Here is a 22,623-nt window from a genome sequence, read left to right on the forward strand (position 1 = left end):
GAGGCTGAGGTACAATGCAAAGAAATATTTAAATTATGAGCGGCCGATCCACATGATCACATCAGAAGTTAACACAAATTCCAGCGATAAAAGCTTAGAAGCAATGCGGCATTTTTCCGAACAATACGCCAAGCGTACTGGAACGTACTTCTGTAGTGAACCTTCTGTTACCGCAGTGGTAATTGAAGGGTTAGCCAAACATAAAGACGAACTAGGTGCGCCTTTGTGTCCCTGCCGCCACTACGAAGACAAAGAAGCTGAAGTCAAGGCTACATATTGGAACTGTCCTTGTGTGCCAATGAGAGAACGGAAAGAATGCCATTGTATGTTGTTTTTAACATCAGACAATGAATTTGCTGGTCAAAGCCAAGAAATCTCTATCGAAACTATTAAAGAAGTAAGAGATAGCATGGCATGAGCGAAACTATGCCCCAAGAGTTTTGGCAAGGTGTAGAACAGTTCAACTCTGGACAGTTTTACGCCTGTCATGACACTTTAGAGGCTTTGTGGATTGAAGCCATTGAACCCGAAAAAACTTTTTACCAGGGCATTCTCCAAATTGCTGTAGCTTTGTATCATCTCAGAAATGAGAATTTGCGCGGTGCAGCTATTTTACTCGGAGAAGGAAGCAACCGCCTGCGCCGTTATCCAGATAGTTATGGCGGCATTAATGTAGATGAGTTATTAAGCCAAAGTGCCGAATTATTGACAGTATTACAGCAAACAAGTGTAAATAAAATTCCGGCAAGTGAATTGCTGGAAAATCAAAACTTGCCGATACCCAAACTTGTACTATCTAATGATAGTGAAACAGGCTAGTACAGGTCGGCGTAAATAAATAGACCAGAAGGAATTGCTAAAAGGCTTGTAGTATCGTTATTCTTTCTTTTTCCTTTTGCCTTTTTACTTTTGCCTTGTTGTACTAGGTTCAAGACATGTGTATAGGGGTGTATGTATCCAACACTCTTACACCCCTAAACTCAATCTCTACAGACAATGTTGGTGCGGAAGTCCTACCTTTTTAGACATTGACGGCTTGTCTTGGTGGCGTGGCTTTGTAATATGTACTAGGCGCTTCATTTCCCACTTTTGCCAAAGCTTCTTGCCCAGTAATCAATCTTGCGCCACGTTTGCGGGTGACATAGTTCCATACCCACTGAATCATGACGACGAGTTTATTATCAAACTCAATTAAGAAGTAGATATGAATTAATAGCCAAAATAGCCAAGCAAAGAAACCTTTGAGTTTGATAAAGCCTAAATCCACGACGGCTAGATTTTGCCCAATCATGGCTAAACTGCCGCGATCGCTATAGTTGAAGGCAGGTAAGGTATTACCTTTGATTTTTTCCTTAATTAACTTGGCAACATATTCTCCTTCTTGCATCGCTACTGGTGCAACACCAGGAAGAGGTTTGCCATTTTGATGGGAGAAGTTTGCTAAGTCGCCAACTACATGAATGTTGGGATAGCCTTTAATGCTTAAGTCTGGTTCAACAACAACCCTTCCGGCGCGATCGCATTCTGCACCTGTGCGTTCTGCTAAAACTTGCCCCATTGGTGAAGCTTTCACACCTGCTGCCCATAATACTGTTTTGGCAGCAATTTCTTTCACTTCATCACCTTGTTTGAGGGTGACAATATCGTTTTCAATGTTGGTGACTAAAGTTTTGGTTTGAACGCTAACACCCAATTGCTGTAAAGATGCTTCTGCTTGTTGCGATAATTCTGGTGCAAAGGGTGGCAGAATCCGATCTAGTCCTTCTAGAAGTAAAACTCTTGCCTCGGATGTGTCGATATTGCGGAAATCTTCTTTGAGGGTTTGATAAGCAAGTTCAGCGATCGCACCTGCTAATTCTACCCCTGTAGGGCCACCACCCACAATTACAAAGGTTAACCAAGCCCGACGTTTTTCAGGATCAGTTTCTTTTTCTGCGGCTTCAAACGCCGAGAAAATCCGGCGACGCATTTCGATTGCATCTTCTACAGTTTTTAAACCAGGCGCAAAATCTTCCCAGTTATCTTTACCAAAATAGGAATGCTTGGCACCTGTAGCCACTATTAACGTATCGTATGGTATCGCTTGATCACCCAAAAAGACTTGCTGTGCTTGGGGATCTATATCATTCACCTCTCCTAACAACACTTTTGTATTTTTGCTTTTGTTTAATACCGATCGCAAAGGAGAGGAAATATCCGCAGGTGATAGTGTACCTGTGGCAACTTGGTACAGCAATGGTTGGAACAAGTGAAAATTACGTTTGTCAATCAGCGTTACTTCTACCTTAGCCTTAGCCAGTGCCTTTGCTGCATATAGTCCACCAAAGCCACCACCAATAATCACGACTTGATGCGGTGGGTTATTCTCAAGGGAGTCTACCATAAGAAGAAATATTTCCTAGTGTTACGGGTGCTGTAACTATTCTTAACAAATATGTATCAAACTTGTCATATATGTTTCTGTTCACGCTGCACAAATGAAAAAAACATAAAGGTAAGTTAGATTACCATTCCCAGATGATACATATTACATTCATATATTGCCCTCTTAGCTTTAGTGTTTATCGCCCTTTGTTTAGATATATTGCAAAGGGCATTATTTTATTAGGATTTCCGCACAAAGATTTTTTGTGGAGATTGGGTGTAAGAGTTGTGGATACATACACTCAATCCCGCCCAAACCCTTGTGATTTCTAGTAGAGATACAAGTGTTGGGAGCGTGAGAGCGAAACCCAACATTATCCAGACTTTGTTGGGTTTCTTTTCTCTGTGCTAAGTTTAGTTTTTAGCCTTGGCTGAACTGGATTTAGTTTGATTTCTTACTGGTGCTAAAGTTTTAACTAGTCCAGTTATTGCCATAATCAAAGTCGCAGCTCCTCCCATCAATAAAGAACTTAAAAATGCTATTGCGAGAATAATTTCTGTGGGACTGTAGCCGTCACGTATCCAAGCAGAAGGATTTTCAATTGTTGAAGAAGATACTGGAATTAACTGTGAAGTTTGGGGGTTGGTGGAAGTTGATGAAGAAGTATTCATGGCGCGAACCTCAGTGAAATTTACTGTTTTCATAGTATTTCTGCCTTGAAAGCCGGAGATTCCTGAGAAATAGAGACGAAGTAGAAGCAAGGTGTAAGATAAGTAGAATCAAGCAAAGTTTTGTCAGGCTGGCTATGCAATGGGATGAGTTTTTACGACAAGAAGCTGTTACTCATGAGTTATCCCCAGAGCAAACAGAAGCCTTTTTAGTTCGGTTGAAAGTTGAAAACACAGATAAAGGTGAAGCAAAACTAGCAAGCGATATTGATATTGGTGAGGAAGCCTTCACAAAGCGCATGGCGCAGGTATATAAGAAATTCGTTCGGAGTTGTCCTGAGTTAGCCACCTCTAAACGCGGAAAGCTAGAAATATTAAAGGCTTACCTGACAAAAAAATATAACGGTGTTCCTAATACTGCACCAAAACAAGAGATTCATCATAATATTCCCCTGGCTTTATCTAGGGAAAAGTTTGTCGGACGTGAAGCGAAATTGCAAGAACTCCATCAACTCTTGAAAAAGAATCAACAGGTAGCAATAGCAGGGATGGGTGGAGTCGGGAAAACAGAACTAGCTTTGCAATATGCTCATTCTCACCTCGTTACTTATCAAGGCGGGATTTGTTGGTTATCCGCAGTGCAGGATGTGGGGTTACAACTGGTGCAGTTTGCAATGAATAAGCTGCAATTGAACATCCCAGATGATTCAGAGTTAGTTCCAAGAGTCCAATACTGTCTGACAAAATGGCCTGAAGGTGAGGTTTTACTGATAATTGATAACGTCACTAACTATCGAGATGAAGTTAGGTGTTATTTAGAGTCTGTTCCGGCGCGGTTTAAGCAGTTAATTACCACGCGAGAAAAATTACAGTCGCCGATAGTGCGTTTAGATTTAGATGTGCTGACACCACTAGAGGCGATGCAGTTATTAAAATCCATAATTGGTAGGGAACGACTGCGACGTGAGGCGTTAGTTGCGAGAAGACTTTGTAAGTGGTTGGGATATTTGCCACTGGGTTTAGAATTAGTCGGGCGTTATTTGTTGGGTGATGAGGAATTATCCCTAGCGGATATGTTGCAAGACTTGGAAAATGAGCGTCTGAAAAATCCGGCTTTAGTCGAAGTTCCACAAGAAATGAAGACTGAATTGGGTGTTGCTGCTGCTTTTGAATTAAGTTGGCGGCGTTTGCGAGAAAATGCTCAAAATTTAGGCTGTGTTTTGAGTTTATTTGCTTTAGCTCCAATTCCTTGGGAGTTAGTGGAGGGGATAACAATAAATAATGAGGCGCAAAATTGGAAGCAAGCTAGACGTGAGTTGTTACAGTTACATCTAGTTCAGTCCAAGGGTGATGGAATTTATCAACTACATCCCCTGTTGCGGGAGTTTTTTCAAGATAAGCTCGAAGGCTTAGAGCAGAAAGAGGAATTTAAGCGATCGTTTTGCGGGGTAATGGTAGAGGTTACTAAAGATATTCCGCAAGAACCTACACTTCAGGAAATTAAGGCTATTGCTTTAGTAATACCTCATTTAGCAGAAGTAGCGAAAAATTTTATTCAGTATGTCAGCGATGAAGATTTAATTTGTGTATTTACTGGCAATGCTTTTTTTTATAAAGGTCAAGGATTGTATGACAAAGCAGCACCTTGGCTTGAGCAGTGTTTAGAAACAGCGAAACAACGCCTGGGCGAAGAACATCTCGAAGTTGCCTTTAGCCTCAATAACCTTGCAGACCTTTACGGTTGCCGAGGCAGATACAACGAAGCTGAAACATTGTCCATTCAAGCTTTGGCATTATGTCAAAAACTGCTGGGTGAAGAAGATCCTGGTATTGCTCTTATCCTCAATAACTTAGCTCATATCTATGACTATCAAGGTAAATACAGCGAAGCTAAACCTCTACTTATCAGAAGTTTGGAACTTACCCGTAAGGCTCTAGGAGAAGAAAATATAAATTTTACTGTGAGTCTCACTGGCCTAGCAGGAGTCTACCAATCTCAAGGCAAATATAGTGAAGCTGAACCTCTACTCATCCAAGCTTTGGCACTCAGACGAAAGCTGCTAGGAGAAGAACATCTATTTGTTGCACGTAGCCTTAACAACTTGGCGTTAATCTACTATGCCCAAAGCAGATACAGCGAAGCCGAACCTTTATTTATCCAATCTTTGGAACTCAGGCGCAAGCTACTGGGAGAAGAACATCCATCTGTCGCACTTGGTCTCCACAATTTAGGTTTACTCTACGAAGCTCAAGGCAGATACACTGAAGCCGAACCTTTATTTATCCAATCTTTGGAACTCAGGCGCAAGCTACTGGGAGAAGAACATCCTGATGTTGCGACTAGCCTTCACAACCTCGCGCATCTTCATACATTTCAAGGCAGATACACTGAAGCCGAATCTCTGTTTACCCAAAACTTGGCACTCTTGCGTAAACTGGTAGGTGAAGAACATCCCGATGTTGCCACTAGCCTCCATAACTTTGCAGAACTATACCAACTCCAAGGTAAATCTGGTAAAGCCGAAGCTTTGTATAATAAGGCTCTGAAGCTCAGGCGTAAACTCTTAGGCAAAGAACATTTTGATGTTGTAACTACCCTCCATCGCTTAGTAATACTCTACATTTCCCAACGTAGATTCAGAAAAGCTGAAGTCTTGCAAATCCAAGCTTTTAAAATCACTAGCAAGCTGCTGGGAGACGACAATCCTGGTATTGTACAAAGCATTCGCGTTCTCGCATCAATTTATATTTGCCAAGGTAGATATAGAGAATCTGAATTGTTGCTCATCCGAGCTTTAGATATTTCAGAACGAAATTTAGGGTCAAATCATCCCGATACTGTGGCTGTACGTGAAAATTTAGGAGATTTGCGCGATTCTTGGAAATCTCAACACTAAACTTTGAGTTCCCAACCTCATCAGTCAAGCTTTGATCTCCAAGTTTCATGTTCCGAACTCGAAGTTTCATGCTTTAAACTCCAAGTTTCATGTTCCGAACTCGAATGTTCCTGTTTCAAACGAGAACGTTCATGTTCTGAACTCGAAGTTTCGTGTTCTGCACTTGAAGTTTTGTGTTCCGAACTTGAAGTTTCGTGTTCCGAACTTGAATGATGATGTGATAAAGGCGATTTTTTTACTTAAATTGTAGACTGATCAGCAATCTATCAAAACATTATTAAATCAACTCGAAACTGTCTTGGCGTTTTTTGCTACGTTTGTATTAGATAGTGCCTTAGTCCAACAAATTATGAGGTGGGATATGACAGTATTACGCTCTTCGCCTTGGTATGAAGAAATCTTTCAACGTGGACAGCGAGAAGATAGGCTATCTAGCATTGAATTAACTCTAGAAGTCAAATTTGGCAATGAAGGATTGAATTTCATGTCAAAAATCTCTCAAATATCTGATATTGAAGAACTCAAGGCAATTCAACGTTCTATACTCATTGCTCAGAATCTAGATGAATTGAAGCAATTACTCGAAGATTAGAAAATGACAATTAAATTTCATGATTTTATCTCGCGCACAGGCGCAGGGATGTGATTTTAAATAAGAATATTCTGGTTCTGAGGTGGAATTGTGGTGTTTTGCAGTCGGTTCCGAGTTATCAGCGTATGTATTTATACGCTGATTGTAGTGAAACAGAAGTGCGATCGCACTGTAGAATCGGGATCATTGCAGGTACACAAGAGATATTGATAGCAAAACGGAAAATATGTATTGTGCCGTAACTCAACATCATCCAAACCTTGTTAGGTTTCACTATCGCTACAAATATTTCATTTGGTGATTCATGATAGGGATTCACCAGACACAAAATTACTCCTGTGCGCCGGCGGTTTGCAAAAGTTTGACGATATCTTGATAGCCATTAAATTCTGCCAGCATCAAAGCTGTATAACCACCACGATTTTTTAAATTGGGGTTTGCACCAGCTTGGAGTAATATCTGCACAGTTTCAGTGTAGCCTCCAGAGGCAGCCCACATTAATGCTGTGGCTCCGGCTATGTCTTGAAAATTGACATTTGCGCCTTTGGCTACTAACAGTTGAATGATTTCTATGTCATTGCGTTTAGCAGTTTTGAGTAATGCTGTTTGGCTATCATTGCCTAAAGTATTGGGATTAGCGCCATAGTCTAATAATACTTGGACTGTTTTGCTATGTCCCAAGGATATGGCACTTATTAAAGGAATTTCTAATTCTCCATAGGAGTTTGCGCCAGAACGCAGCAATGCTTCGAGAATTTCGCTGTGTCCTTGCAATACAGAGACTAATATGGGTGTGTCGCCTAAGTTATTTCTCAGTTGGACATTTGCACCGCGACTGAGTAACACTTGCACTACGTCAAGATGTCCTTCGACAACGGCAATATGTAATGCTGTTTCACCGTCTTTGTCTTGCAGATTAACTTGGGCATCTTTATCTAGTAAAGCAGAAGCGATCGCACTATTACCAGCCGCCGCCGCCGCTAATAATGCTGTACCCCCATCGCTGTTTTGTAAGTTAACATCTGCACCAGCCGCTAACAATGCTTGGACAATTTCTAAATTTCCCAAGTCCGCCGCAATCATCAAGAGTGTTTCGCCATCTTCATCTTGAAGATTTACATCTGCGCCATTTTGTGATAAAGCTTGTACAATTGTGGGGTTTCTTTGTTTGACTGCCAATTTCAAAGCAGTATCATCATCTTTATCGGCAAGATTTACCTTTGCACCAGCCGCAAGTAATATTTGGACTACTTCTATATAACCTTTGAGTGCTGCTGCCATTAAGGCGGTGCTGCCATCTTCGTTGATAGCATTAACATCAGCACCCCTGGATATTAAAAGCTGCACAATATCTACTTGTTTATTACTTGCAGCCAACATCAACGCCGTTAAACCATAGCGTTTTCTTGGTAAGTTGATATTTGCCCCGGCATCTAAAAGCGATCGCACAATTTCGGTGTAGCCTAAATTAGCAGCATACATTAACGCCGTCGTCCCATCGCGATCGCACGCATCTACATTGACACCAGCCGCTAAAATCTCACTCAGCCGCTTGATATCTCCAATTTTTGCAGCCTTCAGCAGCAAGACATCGTTGTTTTCCGTCATGAATCAAATCCTGCCCAGGCGGTTTTATCATCTATAGTTTGAAATTCTTTAAGTACTTTTGCAATAGGGCTGTCTGAGGAAAGTATTGAGTGCTGAGTCAACGCAACCCATCACGCCTAATTAATTACAAATTACGAACTCCGAATTACGAATTACCCTTAGACTTGTGCTAATTTTTATTAAGATTTAAGAATTGAGCGAGAACACAATGAGTCTGGAACTGTCTCCCGTGGTGAAATACTGGCTTAACTTTTTCCACCCGCTAATCATGTGGGTGCTTTTGGCGCTTTCACTTTATGCTGCTTATTTGGGATTGCAAGTACAGCGTACCAGAAACGCTCAAGGTGAAGAAAAGAAAGAACTGATTAAAGGCAAATTTAATGACAAACACTACCAAATGGGGTCTATCATCTTAGCTTTGATGGTAGCTGGTGCAGTTGGTGGGATGGCTGTTACCTATATTAATAACGGCAAGTTATTTGTGGGGCCGCACTTGCTGGCGGGGCTAGGAATGACTAGTTTAGTAGCTTTTTCTGCTTCCCTATCTCCTTTTATGAAAAAAGGCGCAAATTGGGCAAGAATCACGCACATCTTGTTAAATTTTGCGATTTTAGGTCTATTTACTTGGCAGGCTATTACTGGCGTGCAGATTGTACAAAGAATTTTGAGTAATGCTTAGTTAATAGTCAAATGAATTATGAAGTCTAAAATTATTTTTTCAGACTTCATAATTCATACTTCAAACTTTAGTTGATTCAACGCTTCTTTTTAGAATTAGCAAGAAAAGGTATGCCCAAAGACTGATGAAAGTCTTCTTGAACTTTGCGGGTTAAGCGACGAGAGACTTGGCGAACAATTTGATTTAGTAAGCGATCGCCTGTAGATTGGATGAGGGACTGGGGCAATCGTTGGATAAATCTGGGAAAGTGAAGATAAACCTTTAAATCTAAATCCCATTCAACCCGTGTCACCGTACTGGAAATCGCCGCATCATCACTGGGATACTCTTTTAATTGCATTGATGCTCGATAATCTACATCGTAACCGGGTGCTTGATAATCAGGAATGGGTATCGTCCGAATACGATATATTCCTTCTTCTGGTGGTAAAAGTTCTAAACCAACTTTCGGCTCCACTTCATAACCAAAAGAGCCGAAACGACCAATAATTAAAGCGTAGCCATTTTCTCCTAGTGGCTGTACCTTCATTGGTTCAGCACAACGTGTAAACCACGACGAATGAGCATTGAGATATTCCGCAACTTGATCTACTGGAGCATACATCTCCATATAATCGCTGTAGCAACCACAAAATCGGGTTTGATGGTCAAAATTTGTATCAGAAACTACATGATCAGTTTCTACTAGGTTGGCTTCTACAGGTAAAACAGTTTCTTTTATATCTAAGGAGTGATATTCGCCGTTTGTTGAAAGCATCAAGCATTCCCCTCTGAGATGGCGTTTGGCTAGGTTTATGATTCCCTGGTGACTTGGGTGATTTCGTAGGCAAAATTCTATTTTGGCTGAAACTTTAACATTCTGTCATAAACTTTATGAAATTACTAAAATACGGATAAATCACATACTAGTTTTTTAAGGTATTGTTTTATGAAAGCGTTTGTTGCTGGGGCTACAGGTGAAACAGGTCGCCGCATTGTCCAAGAGTTAGTAGCGCGTAACATTTCTGTACGGGCATTTGTACGGGATATCCAGACAGCTAAAGCAATTTTACCTCCTGATGTGGAGTTAGTGGTTGGTGATGTGTTGCAAGCAGATAGTCTCGCGGCTGCTTTAGGAGACAGTACTGTGTTGCTGTGTGCGACTGGCGCAAAACCAAGTTTTGATCCGACTGGGCCATATAAAGTAGATTTTGAAGGTACAAAAAATTTAGTGGATGCTGCTAAAGCCAAGGGAATTGAGCATTTTGTTTTAGTGTCTTCCTTGTGTACATCTCTGCTATTCCATCCTTTAAATTTGTTTTGGTTAATTTTAGTTTGGAAAAAGCAAGCCGAGGAATACATTCAAAAAAGTGGTCTTACCTATACAATTGTGCGACCTGGCGGTTTAAAAAACGAAGATAATACTGATGCTATCGTGATGCAGAGTGCAGATACATTATTCGATGGTAGTATTCCGCGCCAAAAAGTTGCCCAAGTTTCGGTTGCAGCACTCTTTGAACCAGCCGCCCGCAATAAGATTGTAGAGATTATTGCTAAACCAGATGCGAGTATAAAAACATTTGGGGAGTTGTTTCAGCAATGCTGACATAGAAGTGATGAGTTATGAGTAGTGATGAGTTATGAGTCCAGTAGGGTGTGTTAGGCGTAAGCCGTAACGCACTGAGAACTTTGCGGTAGATTTTTTCATAATTTTGTGTAATTCCTATTTACTCATTACTCATTACTCATATCTTGCACCAGGCGACTGAAGTCGCGGCTACACAGGCAAAACCCGCCTACGCGGGTTCCAAACCCTTGATTTCTCGTCAGTCCGCGTAGGCGGACTTCGTTTGTATAGCCGCGAATTCCATTCGCTGGGGCTAGGTGCAAGATGTGAGACTACTCATTACTCATTACTCAGCCGTCCGACTTTTAACCCGACTTTAGCCGACTGACAAAATAAAGTGCGATCGCTTAGGCTATTGGGCGTAGAGTTGAAAACATCACAATATGGTTCATACTACCAGCCCATTAGCAGCAGATTTGCCTGGCAAAAGCTATACTGTGCCTAACTATTGGCAAATACAGCAGCGTCTTTGTTCACTGATAGATAACTATGTAGCGGACAAACAGCTACAGGAACGCTTAGAAGATTTACCAAAACAATTTACTCATCCCCAACCGCGTCCTTGGAAGCCAATTGACTGGCAAGCTATTAACCATAGTCAAATTATTGGGATCAAACCAGATGTATTCTTATCCGTTTTGATAGGTGCAATGGATACAGAAGCACCAATTCGCGGTTACACCCAAACCAGTCGTCAATATTTAGAGAAATTACATCCCCAGATGGGGCAGTTTGTAGGTGGAACAGTCAATGAAGCTGGTGAACTGCAAGAAATTGGCTTGTGGGAAAAAGAAGAACGCCAACATACACCAGCGTTAATGAAAATTTACACCCAATTAACCGGCGAAAAAATCACCCCCAAACACCGCATTGTTAGAGGCTATATCCCTACAGATGATCCGCACGAAGATTTATATCGCCACGGCTTACACCGCGTCGCTACAGAATATGGTGCAACTTGTCTTTACTTGTGGCTAATGGCGCACACAACAGGCGCACTCCAAGATGTGCTGGAAGAACTCGCCAAGGATGAAATCAACCACATGACCAAATTTTGGGGCTTTGGAGTCTGGACTTTTCCCGATACAGGACTCATCCGCATCACCACAACCCTCATCAAAACCCGTTCGCAAAACTACGAACGTAATAACTTGATGCGTACTCTACGCCGCATGATGAATACACTCAACTGGAACGCCTGGACACCCACCAACAAAGCCACCCTACTGTTCACCTTCACCTATACGATGCACCGTCTCTGGAAGTGGCACAACAGCCTGACTCCAGAGTATTTACAAAACATATTGGCATCTTAAAACTCTCCTTTTATTTAGCAAAACCATCATGAACTCCCTACCTTTAGACCTCAACCCCCAAACAATCCCTCAACACATAGCTGTAATTATGGATGGGAATGGTAGATGGGCGACTAGTCGCGGACTACCACGCATAGCTGGACATCGCCAAGGCGCAAGAACCCTCAAACAACTCTTACGCTGCTGTAAAGATTGGGGGATCAAAGTTCTCACAGTCTACGCATTCTCTACAGAAAATTGGCAACGTCCCATTGAAGAAGTAAATTTTCTGATGCTTTTATTTGAACGCTTTATACGCAACGAGTTAGCGCCAATGCAGCAAGAAGGGGTGAGAATTTCTTTTATTGGTGATTTATCAGTTTTGCCTTTATCTCTGCAAGCCGAAATGCAACGTTCAATGACAGAAACATGGAATAATCAAGCAATTCATTTTAATGTGGCAGTGAATTATGGTAGCCGTAACGAAATTACTCAAGCCTGTCACCACATAGCCCAATTGGTGCAGCAAGGTGAAATCAGTTTAGACGCAATTAATGAAAACCTTGTAGAACAATATCTCTACACCGCAGCTACACCAGCCCCAGATTTACTAATTCGGACTAGTGCAGAAATGCGGTTAAGTAATTTTTTGTTGTGGCAAATGGCCTATACAGAAATGTACTTTACTGATGTTTTCTGGCCGGATTTTGACCGCGAAGCATTTCATCAAGCTTTGTTAAGTTACCAAAAACGCGATCGCCGTTTCGGTCAAATTAAAACTGTCTGTTCAGCTTAACACCAAAGTATAGCATGAAGCAGAAGGCAGTAGTTTAGGCAGGGAGTAGGGAATGGTGTATGATTTTTTTCCCAAATCAAATAGGAGTCCTATAGTAGAATGAGCTATTACATATCTTGTTGATATGTCGTTAATAATGCAGGGATATGATCATAACCATCCACGCCAATGATTGCCATGATTTTAGGGCGGTGTTGTTGTAACAGATTTTGGAATGCTTCTTGGCCGATTTGTCCTTGCAAAATTGTTAATAAGCCTGCTGGTTGTTTCCATTCACTAGAAGCAATCTGTTCTAAAAGATACATACCTAAACTGCCAGTGTAAATGGCTTTTTCGGCATTCTGTAATTGATAATAAGCCTCGGCTAAGTATGCTAAATTCCGCCCTTGTAGATACAAGTCTCCCGCAGTTTGAGCTGTTTTAAAACCATCTTCTAAATACTTAATTGCGGTTTGGGGTTGATCAATTACTAGATAAGCAATGCCTAAACTACTTAAACACAAAGCTTTACTTTGGATATCGCCTAATCTTTCTAATAACTTTAAACCTTGTTCTAAATAATTAATTGGCATCTCATAAGTTTCGGGTTCAACTTGTTCTAGTTGTTGTGCCTGCATAACTTCGCTGTAACCGAGATTTACCAAGGCGTTGGCTTCACCTGTGCGATCGCCTGCTTGCCGACTCAAAATTAAGGCGCGTTGGCTATAATTAATTGCCTCGCCATAATCTTTTTCTTGTACATAAGTCCGGCTGAGGTGGTTGAGGTTGGCAATTTCGCAGGGGCGATCGCCTGCATTTCTGGATATCTCTAATGCTTGCAGGTGAAAGTTAATCGAACGCTGATATTGTCCTAAAGCCCGTTGCGAATAACCCAAAAGTGTCAAAATCCTGGCTTTTTCTTGGGTTCCTTCGACTTGGCGCAACGGTTCATCTAAATAATCTAAGGCGTTTCTTAAAGAACTCCCCGAAAAGGAAGCAAATATTCCGCCATAAAGGGGAAAATAAGGACGTTGGGCAAAGTTTCGCAGAATTTGCAACATCATTTGCGAACCTGCATTACCCAATCTCGCCGCCGTATTACCAAAACCACTGGCTAACTGACTCCAAACCACCGCAAAGGTCAAATAAGTCGAAATTGATAATTTTGAGCCTGCTTGCACATTATATGGTTGTTGGTCAAACCAGTTAACTAAACCACGTTGCAAATACTGTAATATCAACGCTAATTCTACCCAGTCACCCAGGGTAACATTGCTTTGTTGTTCGGCAAATTCAATTGCCGATTGTTCTAAAGCTAAAGTCCGAAAGAATCCATAGGGAAACTCACTGTTAACTTTCTTTGCCCAAGTTGCCCAAGGGCCGTTTTCTCCTGGTACGCCGCCAAATCCCAAGTCTCGATTTTGTTCGTACATCCAACTAATCAAATGATCTTGGAGTCTTTGCCAAGAAGCTAAACCACGGGTGATACCTTGTGATATTTGGTCAATATCAGGATCTAATTGAGCAAATTGCTGTAAACCTTTGGCTAACTGCTGTAATTGGGATGAATTGAGTGGGTGTTTTTGATTGGGATCTGTAAAACGCAACAACGTAGCGAGGCGTTCATCGGTGAAGGCTGTGGTAATTTCTCGCACTGCTGTGGCGATCGCTTCTATGGCTTTGTTTTGTTCGGCGTAGCGTTGCCATTGATTTTGAATTGTTTTAATGGCTCTCAGGCTGCGGTTGGCTTTGGCTTTTTTGAGTTCATCCTGTTCGCTATCCACCTGATTTTGGATGATAGTCGAGCGATCGCTCAATGCTAACTCAAATATTTCCCCTGTCCCCGATGTTATACCTTTTTGCAACATCTGGTACACCATCTCCACAGAACTAACTTTGCCCTGGAGGGTGAGTTGGACAATTTCATCAATTAAAGCGAGGTAGCGATCGCGCAATGGCAGAGAGTCTGACACTTTAGCTCTGGGATAACTTTACATTAATTCCTATTCTAATGTGAGGCGCAGAAGTCAGAACTTCAAGATTCAGCAGATATTGTCCCTCCTGCTAGGAAAATCTGCTCAACTGTTAAATTCAAATCAGGGAAAGTTGGGGATTGAATGCGATCGCCTTGGCGGAACTTGTTAATTTGATACTCACCATCTTCTAAGCAGCAAACTAAAATTGTTGGTTGCTTGGGTTTACCAATATATTCTCTGCCACCCAACGCCGCATAATCTAAAATCCAGTATTCAGGAATTCCCATTTCTTCATAGTCAGCAAATTTTTTGTGATAATCATCACGCCAATTTGTGAGGCAGTGCGTTGGACGGGTTTCCCGGCTTGAAGCAACTGCCGTGCTGACTACTTCAACTACTAAAGGAATAGAAGCTGCTTGACTCACAGTAGATTTCTTTTTCCACAGTGGTTCATTAACTAAATTTGGCTGATTTAATAATAGGATATCTGGTGAGTAAGCTGATTCACTTGCCAACGGTTTTACGAACACTGTTTTTGGGATGAGATATACCAACAACAAGACTTTTAAAACATCCTCTAAATTTGTGAAATAACCGCAATTCCATCCGCGTTTATCTGCGGTTAATTTTATCTCAGATTTCGGCAATCAACCCGAATTTCTATATCTGCCTGAATATTACTAAATTTGGATATATCCCGTGATATTTGGGAATCCTAAACATAACTGTTTGGTGACTAATGATGGTTAGATTAACAAAGAAATCGGTCAAAGAGTTATTTTCTCGCTCACTGACTCATGACATACTCCTGAGTATGGCAATCAGAATTTTAGCTGTTGTGATTGTTTCAGCCGGACTTAGTTACCTGCATTTGATGTCCACACTGGAATTTCAAACCCGCGAACAATTACAAAAGTATGTTTTGGAACGAGGACAGCGAGAAGAAAATTTATTTCAATTAGCACAAGATAACCATCAGATATTAAAAAAAGCATTACTAAAACGACTAGAGCAGGTAAAGAATCAAAGTTCACGGGAGGAATTTAATAAGTTATTTTACTTATGGTCTGATGGCACAAGACGTAATTTTCTTGAAAACCGACCTGTTAAAGAGTTTGATACTGAGCAGTATCCCTCAGTTTTTATCGGTAAACAAGTCCCAAATACGGCAGAAATCCAAAGGCGAGTACTAGTCTTTTATGAATTAGTAAACAGTTATGGGCTAGCCTGGAGGAATCGTTTTGTTGATAGTTATATTATGTCCAGCGAAAACTTGATAGTCGCTTACTGGCCGAATGTGCCTTGGGGTATAGAAGCAAAAGCAGATTTATTCCTACCAAATGAAGAGTATTTCTATGTTGCTGACAAAAAACATAATCCTGCCAGAAAAACTGTATGGACAGGGCTTTATTTTGATGTTGTTACAAAACAGTGGTATGTTTCTGTGGAGACACCAGTAGACGATCGCTCTGGCAATCACATTGCCACCATTGGGCATGACATTATTCTCAACGAATTGATGACACGCACTATCAACGACCATCTACATGGGACGTATAATCTGATTTTTCGCGGCGATGGACGTTTGATTGTGCATCCTAATTATCTGCCGCAAATTCAAAAAAAGTTGGGACATTTCAACATTTTGAATGCTAGTGATGCACATTTACAACGAATTTTTCATGCCAGCGCCAATCTGCCATCACAGGCAGCAGTAATTGATAATTACCATGACAATGAATATCTGGCAGTCACCAAATTAAATGGCCCAGATTGGTATTTTGTAACTGTCTATCCTAAATCACTATTATCAAAAATTGCAGCTAATAATGCTAATTTTGTGCTGATAGTGGGATTAATTTCCCTCATACTAGAAATTGTTTTATTATTCTTTGTTTTGTATCAGAAAGTTACCAGACCCTTAAATAAATTAGTAGTAGCGACTAATCAGGTTTCCGAAGGAAATTTTAATCTTAATCTTGATATTAATTTGACAAATGAATTGGGTGTGTTGGCAACTTCTTTTACTAGCATGGCTAGTCAATTGCATGAATCTTTTGCACTTTTGGAAAAAAGCAATGAAGAACTAGAAATGCGAGTACAAAGTCGGACAGAGGAATTATTTCTAGTGCTTCAGGATTTGCAACAAACTCAGTCTCAATTAATTCAGACTGAAAAAATGTCAAGTCTAGGACAACTAGTGGCGGGAGTTGCCCACGAAATTAACAACCCTGTGAATTTTATTCATGGCAATATTGCCCATATTGATAGTTACACTCAAGATTTGCTGAAATTAATTCAGGCATATCAAGCACATTGTTCTCATCCACCTGCAACGCTGCAAGAAACTTTGGATGAGGTGGATCTGGAGTTTCTCAATGAAGACTTGCCGAAGCTACTGCAATCCATGAAAGTTGGTACTGACCGGATTCGGCAAATTGTTTTATCTTTACGCAATTTCTCTCGCCTGGATGAATCTGAATTTAAAGCTGTTGACATTCACGAAGGTATCGAAAATACTCTGCTGATTTTGCAACATCGCCTCAAGGGTAATCCAGAGTTTCCCGCAATTGAAGTAGTGAAAAATTACGATCAGTTGCCTTTAGTTGAGTGTTATGCTGGGCTACTCAATCAAGTGTTTATGAATTTACTGGCGAATGCTATTGATGCTGTAGAAGAATCAGCCAGACAACAGACGAACACCGAAACACAAGCCCCGATAATTTGCATTTCTACGCGGGTGACGGCTAATCATCAGGTACAAATTGCGATCGCCGATAATGGCTTAGGTATCCCTGCAACTGTAAAATCTCGCATTTTTGACCCTTTCTTCACTACCAAACCCATTGGCAAAGGTACAGGCTTGGGTTTATCCATCAGCTATCAGATTGTCACAGAAAAGCATCGCGGTCAGATGTTCTGCGATTCCACCCCTGGAGAGGGTACGAAATTTGTGATTGAAATTCCCATTACTCAACCTGAGAAGTAGTAATGCCAATTCAAAATTAACGCCTTATGTAGCATTCCTAGTTAATATGTGAACAACAAAGACAAGGGAGATAGGGTAGACAAGGGAGAGGATGTTTATAAAACATTGAATATTGCAATATCACAGGGATTTGAGACTGTGTATCTACCGCATTATTTTTTCAAATTGGTATAATTTGGCAACACCAGTAAGATGAAGAAAATGTACTTTTCTACTCCCTATTTCCTACTCCTCACTCCCAGCCTTTACAGATAATTTCAACAATCAAAGCGGATTCCTATATTACCTAATTAACTGTGCTGCCGAATTAAAAAACTGACGATACAATCCCTTGGTAACTAAAATTGTTGTCAGCAAATTAGCTACTGCAACCATAAACACAATCAAAATTTCATAAGAAACTGCATCTAAAGGGTTGACTCCACCTAATAACTGTCCGGCGGTGATGCTGGGAAGTGTCGCCATCCCAATCAGCATCATTTGATTAATAGTGGGAAGCAATGCAGCACGAATGGCTTCTTTTCGGTATTGATTTATGGCTTGTTGGGGAGTTGCGCCTAAACTCAAGTGGGTTTCGATTTCCCCAGAGGAATTATTGATGGTACTAACCAGACGTTCACCTGCGATCGCAGCTGCATTCATCCCATTACCAATGATGATTCCCGCTAGAGGAATTATATAGCGGGCTTCAAACCATCTGTCTGGTTGCAAAATTAATAAGTAAGTGTAAAAAAGCGTGAAAGCGGTACTAATGAAAATCGCTCCCCAAACCACAGGTAAGACGAGGGGAATTTTCTGGCTGATGCGATTGCGGGCGACAATGGCGGTAATTGTCAGGATAATTGTTAAAATCACCAAAACTGCCCAAGGATTATTGACAGCAAAGATAAAGTCTAAAACATATCCCAATACCAGCAGCTGTAAGATGGTTCTGCCAGTAGCAATTGCCCAGTTTAACTCTAATCCTAATTTTTCCCAGGCAGATAAACCAATAGCGATCGCCATTAACCCCACAGCAAAGGCTAAATCGGCTAAATCTAGTTTGATGAACTCCTGCAAGTTTTTTACCTCCGGGGAAAGTGCTAAATAAGGGGGACAAGGTAGACAAGGGAGAGGTGTTGGTGAATCATTGAGGATTGCTGTATCTCATAAAATGAGTGCTTGCAAGTCTTGTGTATTGACACTTTATCAGAGTGGACTAATTACAAATTACAAATTACGAGTTACAAATTAGTATGATATTTTTACCCATACAATAATTTTCAGTAATAACCCTTTTTGATGCGTATCCGGGGCGACAGTCTACTAATCAGCTTTTTGACAAAAAGTCAAGCAGCTAAACTCGACTGTCGAATTGCATCCTTTGTATTTTCAAATCACATAAAAACTCATGTTCCAAAGCGTAAATTCTGTTCCTGCTTTTGATATCAAGCAGCAATACGTCACTATCGAAGCAGAAGTAAGTGCAGCAGTGCTAGAAGTTTTAGCATCTGGACGTTATATTGGTGGCCCGATCATTGAAAGCTTTGAGCAAAAATTTGCAGCCTATCATGGTGTTACTAATTGTATAGCTTGTAACTCTGGAACTGATGCGCTCTACTTAGCCCTGCGAGCTTTAGAAATTGGTGCAGGCGATGAGGTGATTACTACACCGTTTACCTTTATTGCGACAGCTGAAGTCATCAGTGCGGTGGGAGCCAAGCCTGTTTTTGTAGATATAGACATTAATACATATAACTTAGATTTGCGACAAATCGCTGCGGTGGTTACACCCAAAACCAAGGCAATTATCCCGGTGCATTTATTCGGACAGCCTGTGGATATGACAGAATTAATGGCGATCGCACACAAGCACAATTTAGCTGTGATTGAAGATTGCGCTCAATCTACAGGTGCAGTTTGGGAAAATCAAAAAGTTGGTAGCATTGGGCATATTGGCTGCTTTAGTTTTTACCCCACCAAGAATCTCGGCGGTTGTGGTGATGGTGGAGCAATTACAACCAATGATCTCGAATTAGCTGCGAAGATGCGGGTAATTAAAGAACATGGGCAAAGAAATCGCTATTATTACGAGGAAGTTGGGGTAAATAGTCGTTTAGATGCCATCCAAGCTGCAATTCTGCAAATTAAACTGCGTTATCTCGATAATTGGAATCAAAAACGGCAAGCGATCGCATCTTATTACCAACAGTACCTCAGTCAAATTTCTGGAATTGTCGTACCAGAAGAACTTCCTGGCGGCGAGAGTGTCTGGAATCAGTTTACCATTCGCGTAATCAGTGAATCACGCAATGGTGCTAGTGCTTCTCGTCGAGATTGGGTAAAAAATCAATTGCAAGAACGGGGTGTAAATTCAATGGTTTACTACCCTTACCCACTGCATTTGCAGCCAGTGTATCAACATTTAGGCTATCAACCAGGACAATTACCAGTAGTTGAACAAACCTGTCATGAGGTTTTATCTTTGCCAATGTTCCCAGAACTGACAACCCAGCAGCAAGATCAGGTGATTTATGCGCTGAAGGATTGTTTGGTTTAAGGGGAGTGGGGAATCGGGAATCGGGTAAAAATTTCCTACTCCCTACTCCCCACTCACTACTCCCTACTCCTTAGACAACTGCACGGTTGTTAGCAGTCTCTAATGCTTCTACTAAACCACGTACAGCAGCAATCATCGCTACTTCGCTGTTGAGTTGGTTGATGGCAGAACCAACACCAACACCAGCCGCACCAGCTGAGATCGCTAAAGGTGCAGTAACGTTAGAAATGCCGGAAGCGCACAACACTGGTACGGATACAGCGCGAGAAATTTCATAAGCTGCGGCTAAAGTAGGCGCAGCTTTTTCAATTAATCCCAAAGTGCCGGAGTGAGCAGGTTGGCTGCTGGTTCCGCCTTCGGTTTGGATGATGTCAGCACCAGCTTTAACGAGTTCTTCTGCCAGTTGTACTTGCTGATCTAGTTCCAGAATGTGAGGAACTGTCACAGATAAGGTGATTTCTGGTAAAAGTGCGCGGGTTTGCTGAGTCAAGGCTAAAACTTCCTCAGCTTCAAATCTGCGTCCTTGCGCGTAGAAAGAGTCAAAATTTCCAATTTCAATTAAGTCTGCGCCAGCCGCCACAGCTTGCACAAATTTTTCTGGTTCAACGGCTGATACACACACTGGTAAATTAATCAAGCTTTTGGCCATTGCTACTATTGCTGGATCAGCAGCGATATCAACAAAGGTCGCACCACCAATTTCAGCAGCTTTAATAATAGCAGCCACGCGATCGCGGTCAAAGTTATGCAAACCACTAATAACTTTCAGAACGCTGCGGTTGGTAAATGCACGTTGTAGTGCAGAATTTATGGTCATAGTTCGTTTTTTGGAGCTACGAAGGTAGGAATATTTTTACACTACTGAGCGTTTGCGGCTAGGGGGTAGTCAGCGGTTCAAGACAGAATTTTAAATGTTGAGATTGGGGGGCAAGGGTTTAAGGGTGCAGGGGAGAGAAATTCTATCTGTATACACTTTCCAAATGTCTGGAAAATTTCAATACTTACTAGCAGGCTATTACTTAGGATAAATTGTTAGCATTCTAATCTTTAGATAAACTAACATAGAGCTTAACTAATAAACTAAACATTTTTGCGGAAAACACCAGCCACTCTGTGTGAATATGAGCCGTTTAGCTTCTGTCTTGATTACAAATCCTGTGTTGGAAATTTTACCCAAGAGTTTGAGCGATCGCAACTGGCTGCCCACCAGACAGTTATGGTTACTAATATTAAGTTTGGCTTATTTGTGTTCGGCTTGTGGTCGAGCTTCCGAAGCTCAATCAACAGGAAAAGATTCCGGTAAAAAACGACCTGTTCCTGTTATGGTGGCCACTGCTACTCAAAAAACAATCCCAATTTTCATCAAGGCTACAGGTACCGTAGAAGCATATTCTACTGTATCTGTCAAGTCACAGATTGGAGGACAGTTAACAGGAGTGTATTTCCGCCAAGGACAGAACGTCAAAAAGGGAGATTTGCTGTTTCAGATCGATTCCCGTCCCCAGCAAGCAGCCCTGATGCAAGCGATGGCGGCGAAATCCAAAGATGAGGCATTAGTCAAGCAGTCTGAGGCTAATGTTAACAAAGCGATCGCTCAAGTTAACCAAGCCAAAGCTACAGTCCTCAAAGATTTAGCCCAGGCAAATAATGCCAATGTCCAGGCAAAACGCTATACCGGGTTGCTAGAACAGGGCGCGATTAGTAAAGAGCAGTCTGAACAATACCAAACCAGTGCCATTGCTCAAACAGCAACAGTCAAAGCAGACCAAGATGCAGTAGCTAACGCCCAAGCCGCAGTAGTCGCCGCCCAAGCAGATGTAAAAAATGTCCAAGCCGCAGTAGTCGCAGACGAAGCCGCAATTGATAATGCTAAAGTCCAGCTTTCTTATAGTTCTATTTATTCGCCAATTACCGGACGCACGGGCAGTCTCAAGTTAAATCAAGGTAATTTAGTTACTGCTAATTCCACAGATCCCTTAATTACCATCAGCCAGATTCGCCCAATTTATGTTAACTTCTCGATTCCCCAGCGAATGTTGCCAGACTTGAAAAAGTACACCAGCAACCGCAAATTAGAAGTTGATGTCATTCCCCCCAAAGATTCAGGAAATCCTGTACATGGCTATTTAACTTTTGTTGACAGTGGCGTAAATACTCAAACTGGCACAATTCAACTCAAAGGCACATTTAGCAATGATGACGAGCGATTGTTACCAGGGCAATTTGTCAACGTTGTTCTGAAATTATCTGAAATACCCAATGCTGTGACTGTACCAACCAAAGCCATCCAAGCCGGACAGCAACAGCAATTTGTGTATGTTGTCAAACCAGACAAAACAGTAGAAATGCGTCCGGTAGTTGTGGGAGATGCAGTCAATAATGAAACTGCGATCGCCCAAGGCATCAAACCAGGTGAGCAAGTAGTCATCGATGGGCAATTCAACCTTGTACCTGGGGCAGCAGTGCAGGTTAAGCAGGGGTTAGGAGGAGGCAAGGGAGCAGGGAGCAGGGAGCAGGGGGAAAGAGAAATATTATCTAAGTAAATTGGATAATTTTATTTTTTTGCGCTCCTTAAAAATATTACTTTTCCTGATACTCAGGCTCTCAAAATGTCCTAATCACCTGCTCTTGGCT

20 protein-coding genes are annotated in these 22,623 nt (G+C 41.5%); 11 read left to right on the plus strand and 9 right to left on the minus strand.

Features of this window, described 5'->3' with window-relative positions; all coding sequences use genetic code 11:
* The first annotated feature begins 52 nt into the window (after positions 1–52).
* Both H6G74_RS16075 and H6G74_RS16080 read left to right on the plus strand, forming a co-directional pair.
* Positions 53–418 carry a ferredoxin thioredoxin reductase catalytic beta subunit gene (locus tag H6G74_RS16075; protein ID WP_190968618.1) on the plus strand — a complete coding sequence of 122 codons (366 nt, stop codon included), beginning with the start codon at positions 53–55 and terminating at the stop codon, positions 416–418.
* Positions 415–819, plus strand: a complete 405-nt coding sequence (locus H6G74_RS16080) for a DUF309 domain-containing protein (protein ID WP_190968619.1) — start codon at positions 415–417, stop codon at positions 817–819. The genes H6G74_RS16075 and H6G74_RS16080 overlap by 4 nt, the downstream gene beginning before the upstream one ends.
* Positions 820–1,021: 202 nt before the next feature.
* Here H6G74_RS16080 and H6G74_RS16085 read toward each other — a convergent pair whose 3' ends face one another.
* Both H6G74_RS16085 and H6G74_RS16090 read right to left on the minus strand, forming a co-directional pair.
* Entirely contained in the window at positions 1,022–2,383 is a 1,362-nt protein-coding gene (locus H6G74_RS16085; RefSeq protein WP_190968620.1) for an NAD(P)/FAD-dependent oxidoreductase, read from the minus strand.
* 395 nt (positions 2,384–2,778) lie between these two features.
* Entirely contained in the window at positions 2,779–3,069 is a 291-nt protein-coding gene (locus H6G74_RS16090; RefSeq protein ID WP_242051243.1) for a hypothetical protein, read from the minus strand.
* A 101-nt stretch (positions 3,070–3,170) separates the two neighbouring features.
* Here H6G74_RS16090 and H6G74_RS16095 point away from each other — a divergent pair, with 101 nt between their 5' ends.
* A complete protein-coding gene (locus H6G74_RS16095) occupies positions 3,171–5,930 on the plus strand; it encodes a tetratricopeptide repeat protein (RefSeq protein WP_242051244.1) in 2,760 nt (919 codons plus the stop codon).
* 361 nt (positions 5,931–6,291) lie between these two features.
* Positions 6,292–6,522, plus strand: a complete 231-nt coding sequence (locus H6G74_RS16100) for a hypothetical protein (RefSeq protein WP_242051245.1) — start codon at positions 6,292–6,294, stop codon at positions 6,520–6,522.
* Between the two features lie 330 nt (positions 6,523–6,852).
* Here the strand turns inward: H6G74_RS16100 and H6G74_RS16105 are convergent, their stop codons facing one another.
* On the minus strand, positions 6,853–8,130 hold the full coding sequence (locus H6G74_RS16105; protein WP_190968621.1) for an ankyrin repeat domain-containing protein: 1,278 nt from the start codon (positions 8,128–8,130) through the stop codon (positions 6,853–6,855).
* Positions 8,131–8,338: 208 nt separating this feature from the next.
* Between H6G74_RS16105 and H6G74_RS16110 the strand changes: the two genes are divergently transcribed.
* Complete coding sequence (locus H6G74_RS16110) at positions 8,339–8,809, plus strand: DUF4079 domain-containing protein (RefSeq protein ID WP_190968622.1); 471 nt, start codon at positions 8,339–8,341, stop codon at positions 8,807–8,809.
* 76 nt (positions 8,810–8,885) lie between these two features.
* Here the strand turns inward: H6G74_RS16110 and H6G74_RS16115 are convergent, their stop codons facing one another.
* Positions 8,886–9,566, minus strand: a complete 681-nt coding sequence (locus H6G74_RS16115) for a DUF1997 domain-containing protein (RefSeq protein WP_190968623.1) — start codon at positions 9,564–9,566, stop codon at positions 8,886–8,888.
* Positions 9,567–9,737: 171 nt separating this feature from the next.
* On the opposite strand from H6G74_RS16115, the gene H6G74_RS16120 reads away from it, so the two are divergent.
* The gene (locus H6G74_RS16120; RefSeq protein ID WP_190968624.1) at positions 9,738–10,394 is read left to right on the plus strand and encodes an NAD(P)H-binding protein; all 657 of its coding nucleotides are present in this window, start codon (positions 9,738–9,740) and stop codon (positions 10,392–10,394) included.
* A gap of 128 nt (positions 10,395–10,522) precedes the next feature.
* On the opposite strand, the gene H6G74_RS16125 is transcribed toward H6G74_RS16120, so the two are convergent.
* Positions 10,523–10,678 (minus strand): hypothetical protein, encoded by a 156-nt coding sequence (locus tag H6G74_RS16125; RefSeq protein WP_190968625.1) that lies wholly within the window; start codon positions 10,676–10,678, stop codon positions 10,523–10,525.
* Between the two features lie 120 nt (positions 10,679–10,798).
* On the opposite strand from H6G74_RS16125, the gene H6G74_RS16130 reads away from it, so the two are divergent.
* Together H6G74_RS16130 and H6G74_RS16135 are read left to right on the plus strand one after the other, a co-directional pair.
* Complete coding sequence (locus H6G74_RS16130) at positions 10,799–11,731, plus strand: ferritin-like domain-containing protein (protein WP_190968626.1); 933 nt, start codon at positions 10,799–10,801, stop codon at positions 11,729–11,731.
* 28 nt (positions 11,732–11,759) lie between these two features.
* Complete coding sequence (locus H6G74_RS16135; RefSeq protein WP_190968627.1) at positions 11,760–12,506, plus strand: isoprenyl transferase; 747 nt, start codon at positions 11,760–11,762, stop codon at positions 12,504–12,506.
* Positions 12,507–12,613: 107 nt separating this feature from the next.
* Here the strand turns inward: H6G74_RS16135 and H6G74_RS16140 are convergent, their stop codons facing one another.
* Positions 12,614–14,458, minus strand: coding sequence for a tetratricopeptide repeat protein (locus H6G74_RS16140; protein ID WP_190968628.1), 1,845 nt, complete (start codon positions 14,456–14,458; stop codon positions 12,614–12,616).
* Positions 14,459–14,520: 62 nt separating this feature from the next.
* The gene (locus H6G74_RS16145; RefSeq protein ID WP_190968629.1) at positions 14,521–15,108 is read right to left on the minus strand and encodes a Uma2 family endonuclease; all 588 of its coding nucleotides are present in this window, start codon (positions 15,106–15,108) and stop codon (positions 14,521–14,523) included.
* A gap of 167 nt (positions 15,109–15,275) precedes the next feature.
* On the opposite strand from H6G74_RS16145, the gene H6G74_RS16150 reads away from it, so the two are divergent.
* Positions 15,276–17,450 (plus strand): sensor histidine kinase, encoded by a 2,175-nt coding sequence (locus tag H6G74_RS16150; protein WP_190968630.1) that lies wholly within the window; start codon positions 15,276–15,278, stop codon positions 17,448–17,450.
* 282 nt (positions 17,451–17,732) lie between these two features.
* Here H6G74_RS16150 and H6G74_RS16155 read toward each other — a convergent pair whose 3' ends face one another.
* Positions 17,733–18,509, minus strand: a complete 777-nt coding sequence (locus H6G74_RS16155) for an ABC transporter permease (RefSeq protein WP_190968631.1) — start codon at positions 18,507–18,509, stop codon at positions 17,733–17,735.
* A gap of 331 nt (positions 18,510–18,840) precedes the next feature.
* Here H6G74_RS16155 and H6G74_RS16160 point away from each other — a divergent pair, with 331 nt between their 5' ends.
* Complete coding sequence (locus H6G74_RS16160) at positions 18,841–19,989, plus strand: DegT/DnrJ/EryC1/StrS family aminotransferase (RefSeq protein ID WP_190968632.1); 1,149 nt, start codon at positions 18,841–18,843, stop codon at positions 19,987–19,989.
* A gap of 70 nt (positions 19,990–20,059) precedes the next feature.
* Here H6G74_RS16160 and H6G74_RS16165 read toward each other — a convergent pair whose 3' ends face one another.
* Complete coding sequence (locus H6G74_RS16165; RefSeq protein WP_190968633.1) at positions 20,060–20,806, minus strand: DUF561 domain-containing protein; 747 nt, start codon at positions 20,804–20,806, stop codon at positions 20,060–20,062.
* A 304-nt stretch (positions 20,807–21,110) separates the two neighbouring features.
* Between H6G74_RS16165 and H6G74_RS16170 the strand changes: the two genes are divergently transcribed.
* The gene (locus H6G74_RS16170) at positions 21,111–22,532 is read left to right on the plus strand and encodes an efflux RND transporter periplasmic adaptor subunit (RefSeq protein WP_190968634.1); all 1,422 of its coding nucleotides are present in this window, start codon (positions 21,111–21,113) and stop codon (positions 22,530–22,532) included.
* Positions 22,533–22,623: the final 91 nt, after the last annotated feature.

The organism is Nostoc spongiaeforme FACHB-130 (assembly GCF_014698475.1).
In the GTDB taxonomy this organism is placed as follows: domain Bacteria; phylum Cyanobacteriota; class Cyanobacteriia; order Cyanobacteriales; family Nostocaceae; genus Nostoc_B; species Nostoc_B spongiaeforme.

Coding starts and splice junctions, on each gene's coding strand:
- H6G74_RS16075 (WP_190968618.1), top strand. CDS start 53: ATGATCACATCAGAAGTTAACACAAATTCCAGCGATAAAAGCTTAGAA.
- H6G74_RS16080 (WP_190968619.1), top strand. CDS start 415: ATGAGCGAAACTATGCCCCAAGAGTTTTGGCAAGGTGTAGAACAGTTC.
- H6G74_RS16085 (WP_190968620.1), bottom strand. CDS start 2,383: ATGGTAGACTCCCTTGAGAATAACCCACCGCATCAAGTCGTGATTATT.
- H6G74_RS16090 (WP_242051243.1), bottom strand. CDS start 3,069: ATGAAAACAGTAAATTTCACTGAGGTTCGCGCCATGAATACTTCTTCA.
- H6G74_RS16095 (WP_242051244.1), top strand. CDS start 3,171: ATGCAATGGGATGAGTTTTTACGACAAGAAGCTGTTACTCATGAGTTA.
- H6G74_RS16100 (WP_242051245.1), top strand. CDS start 6,292: ATGACAGTATTACGCTCTTCGCCTTGGTATGAAGAAATCTTTCAACGT.
- H6G74_RS16105 (WP_190968621.1), bottom strand. CDS start 8,130: ATGACGGAAAACAACGATGTCTTGCTGCTGAAGGCTGCAAAAATTGGA.
- H6G74_RS16110 (WP_190968622.1), top strand. CDS start 8,339: ATGAGTCTGGAACTGTCTCCCGTGGTGAAATACTGGCTTAACTTTTTC.
- H6G74_RS16115 (WP_190968623.1), bottom strand. CDS start 9,566: ATGCTTTCAACAAACGGCGAATATCACTCCTTAGATATAAAAGAAACT.
- H6G74_RS16120 (WP_190968624.1), top strand. CDS start 9,738: ATGAAAGCGTTTGTTGCTGGGGCTACAGGTGAAACAGGTCGCCGCATT.
- H6G74_RS16130 (WP_190968626.1), top strand. CDS start 10,799: ATGGTTCATACTACCAGCCCATTAGCAGCAGATTTGCCTGGCAAAAGC.
- H6G74_RS16135 (WP_190968627.1), top strand. CDS start 11,760: ATGAACTCCCTACCTTTAGACCTCAACCCCCAAACAATCCCTCAACAC.
- H6G74_RS16150 (WP_190968630.1), top strand. CDS start 15,276: ATGGCAATCAGAATTTTAGCTGTTGTGATTGTTTCAGCCGGACTTAGT.
- H6G74_RS16160 (WP_190968632.1), top strand. CDS start 18,841: ATGTTCCAAAGCGTAAATTCTGTTCCTGCTTTTGATATCAAGCAGCAA.
- H6G74_RS16165 (WP_190968633.1), bottom strand. CDS start 20,806: ATGACCATAAATTCTGCACTACAACGTGCATTTACCAACCGCAGCGTT.
- H6G74_RS16170 (WP_190968634.1), top strand. CDS start 21,111: ATGAGCCGTTTAGCTTCTGTCTTGATTACAAATCCTGTGTTGGAAATT.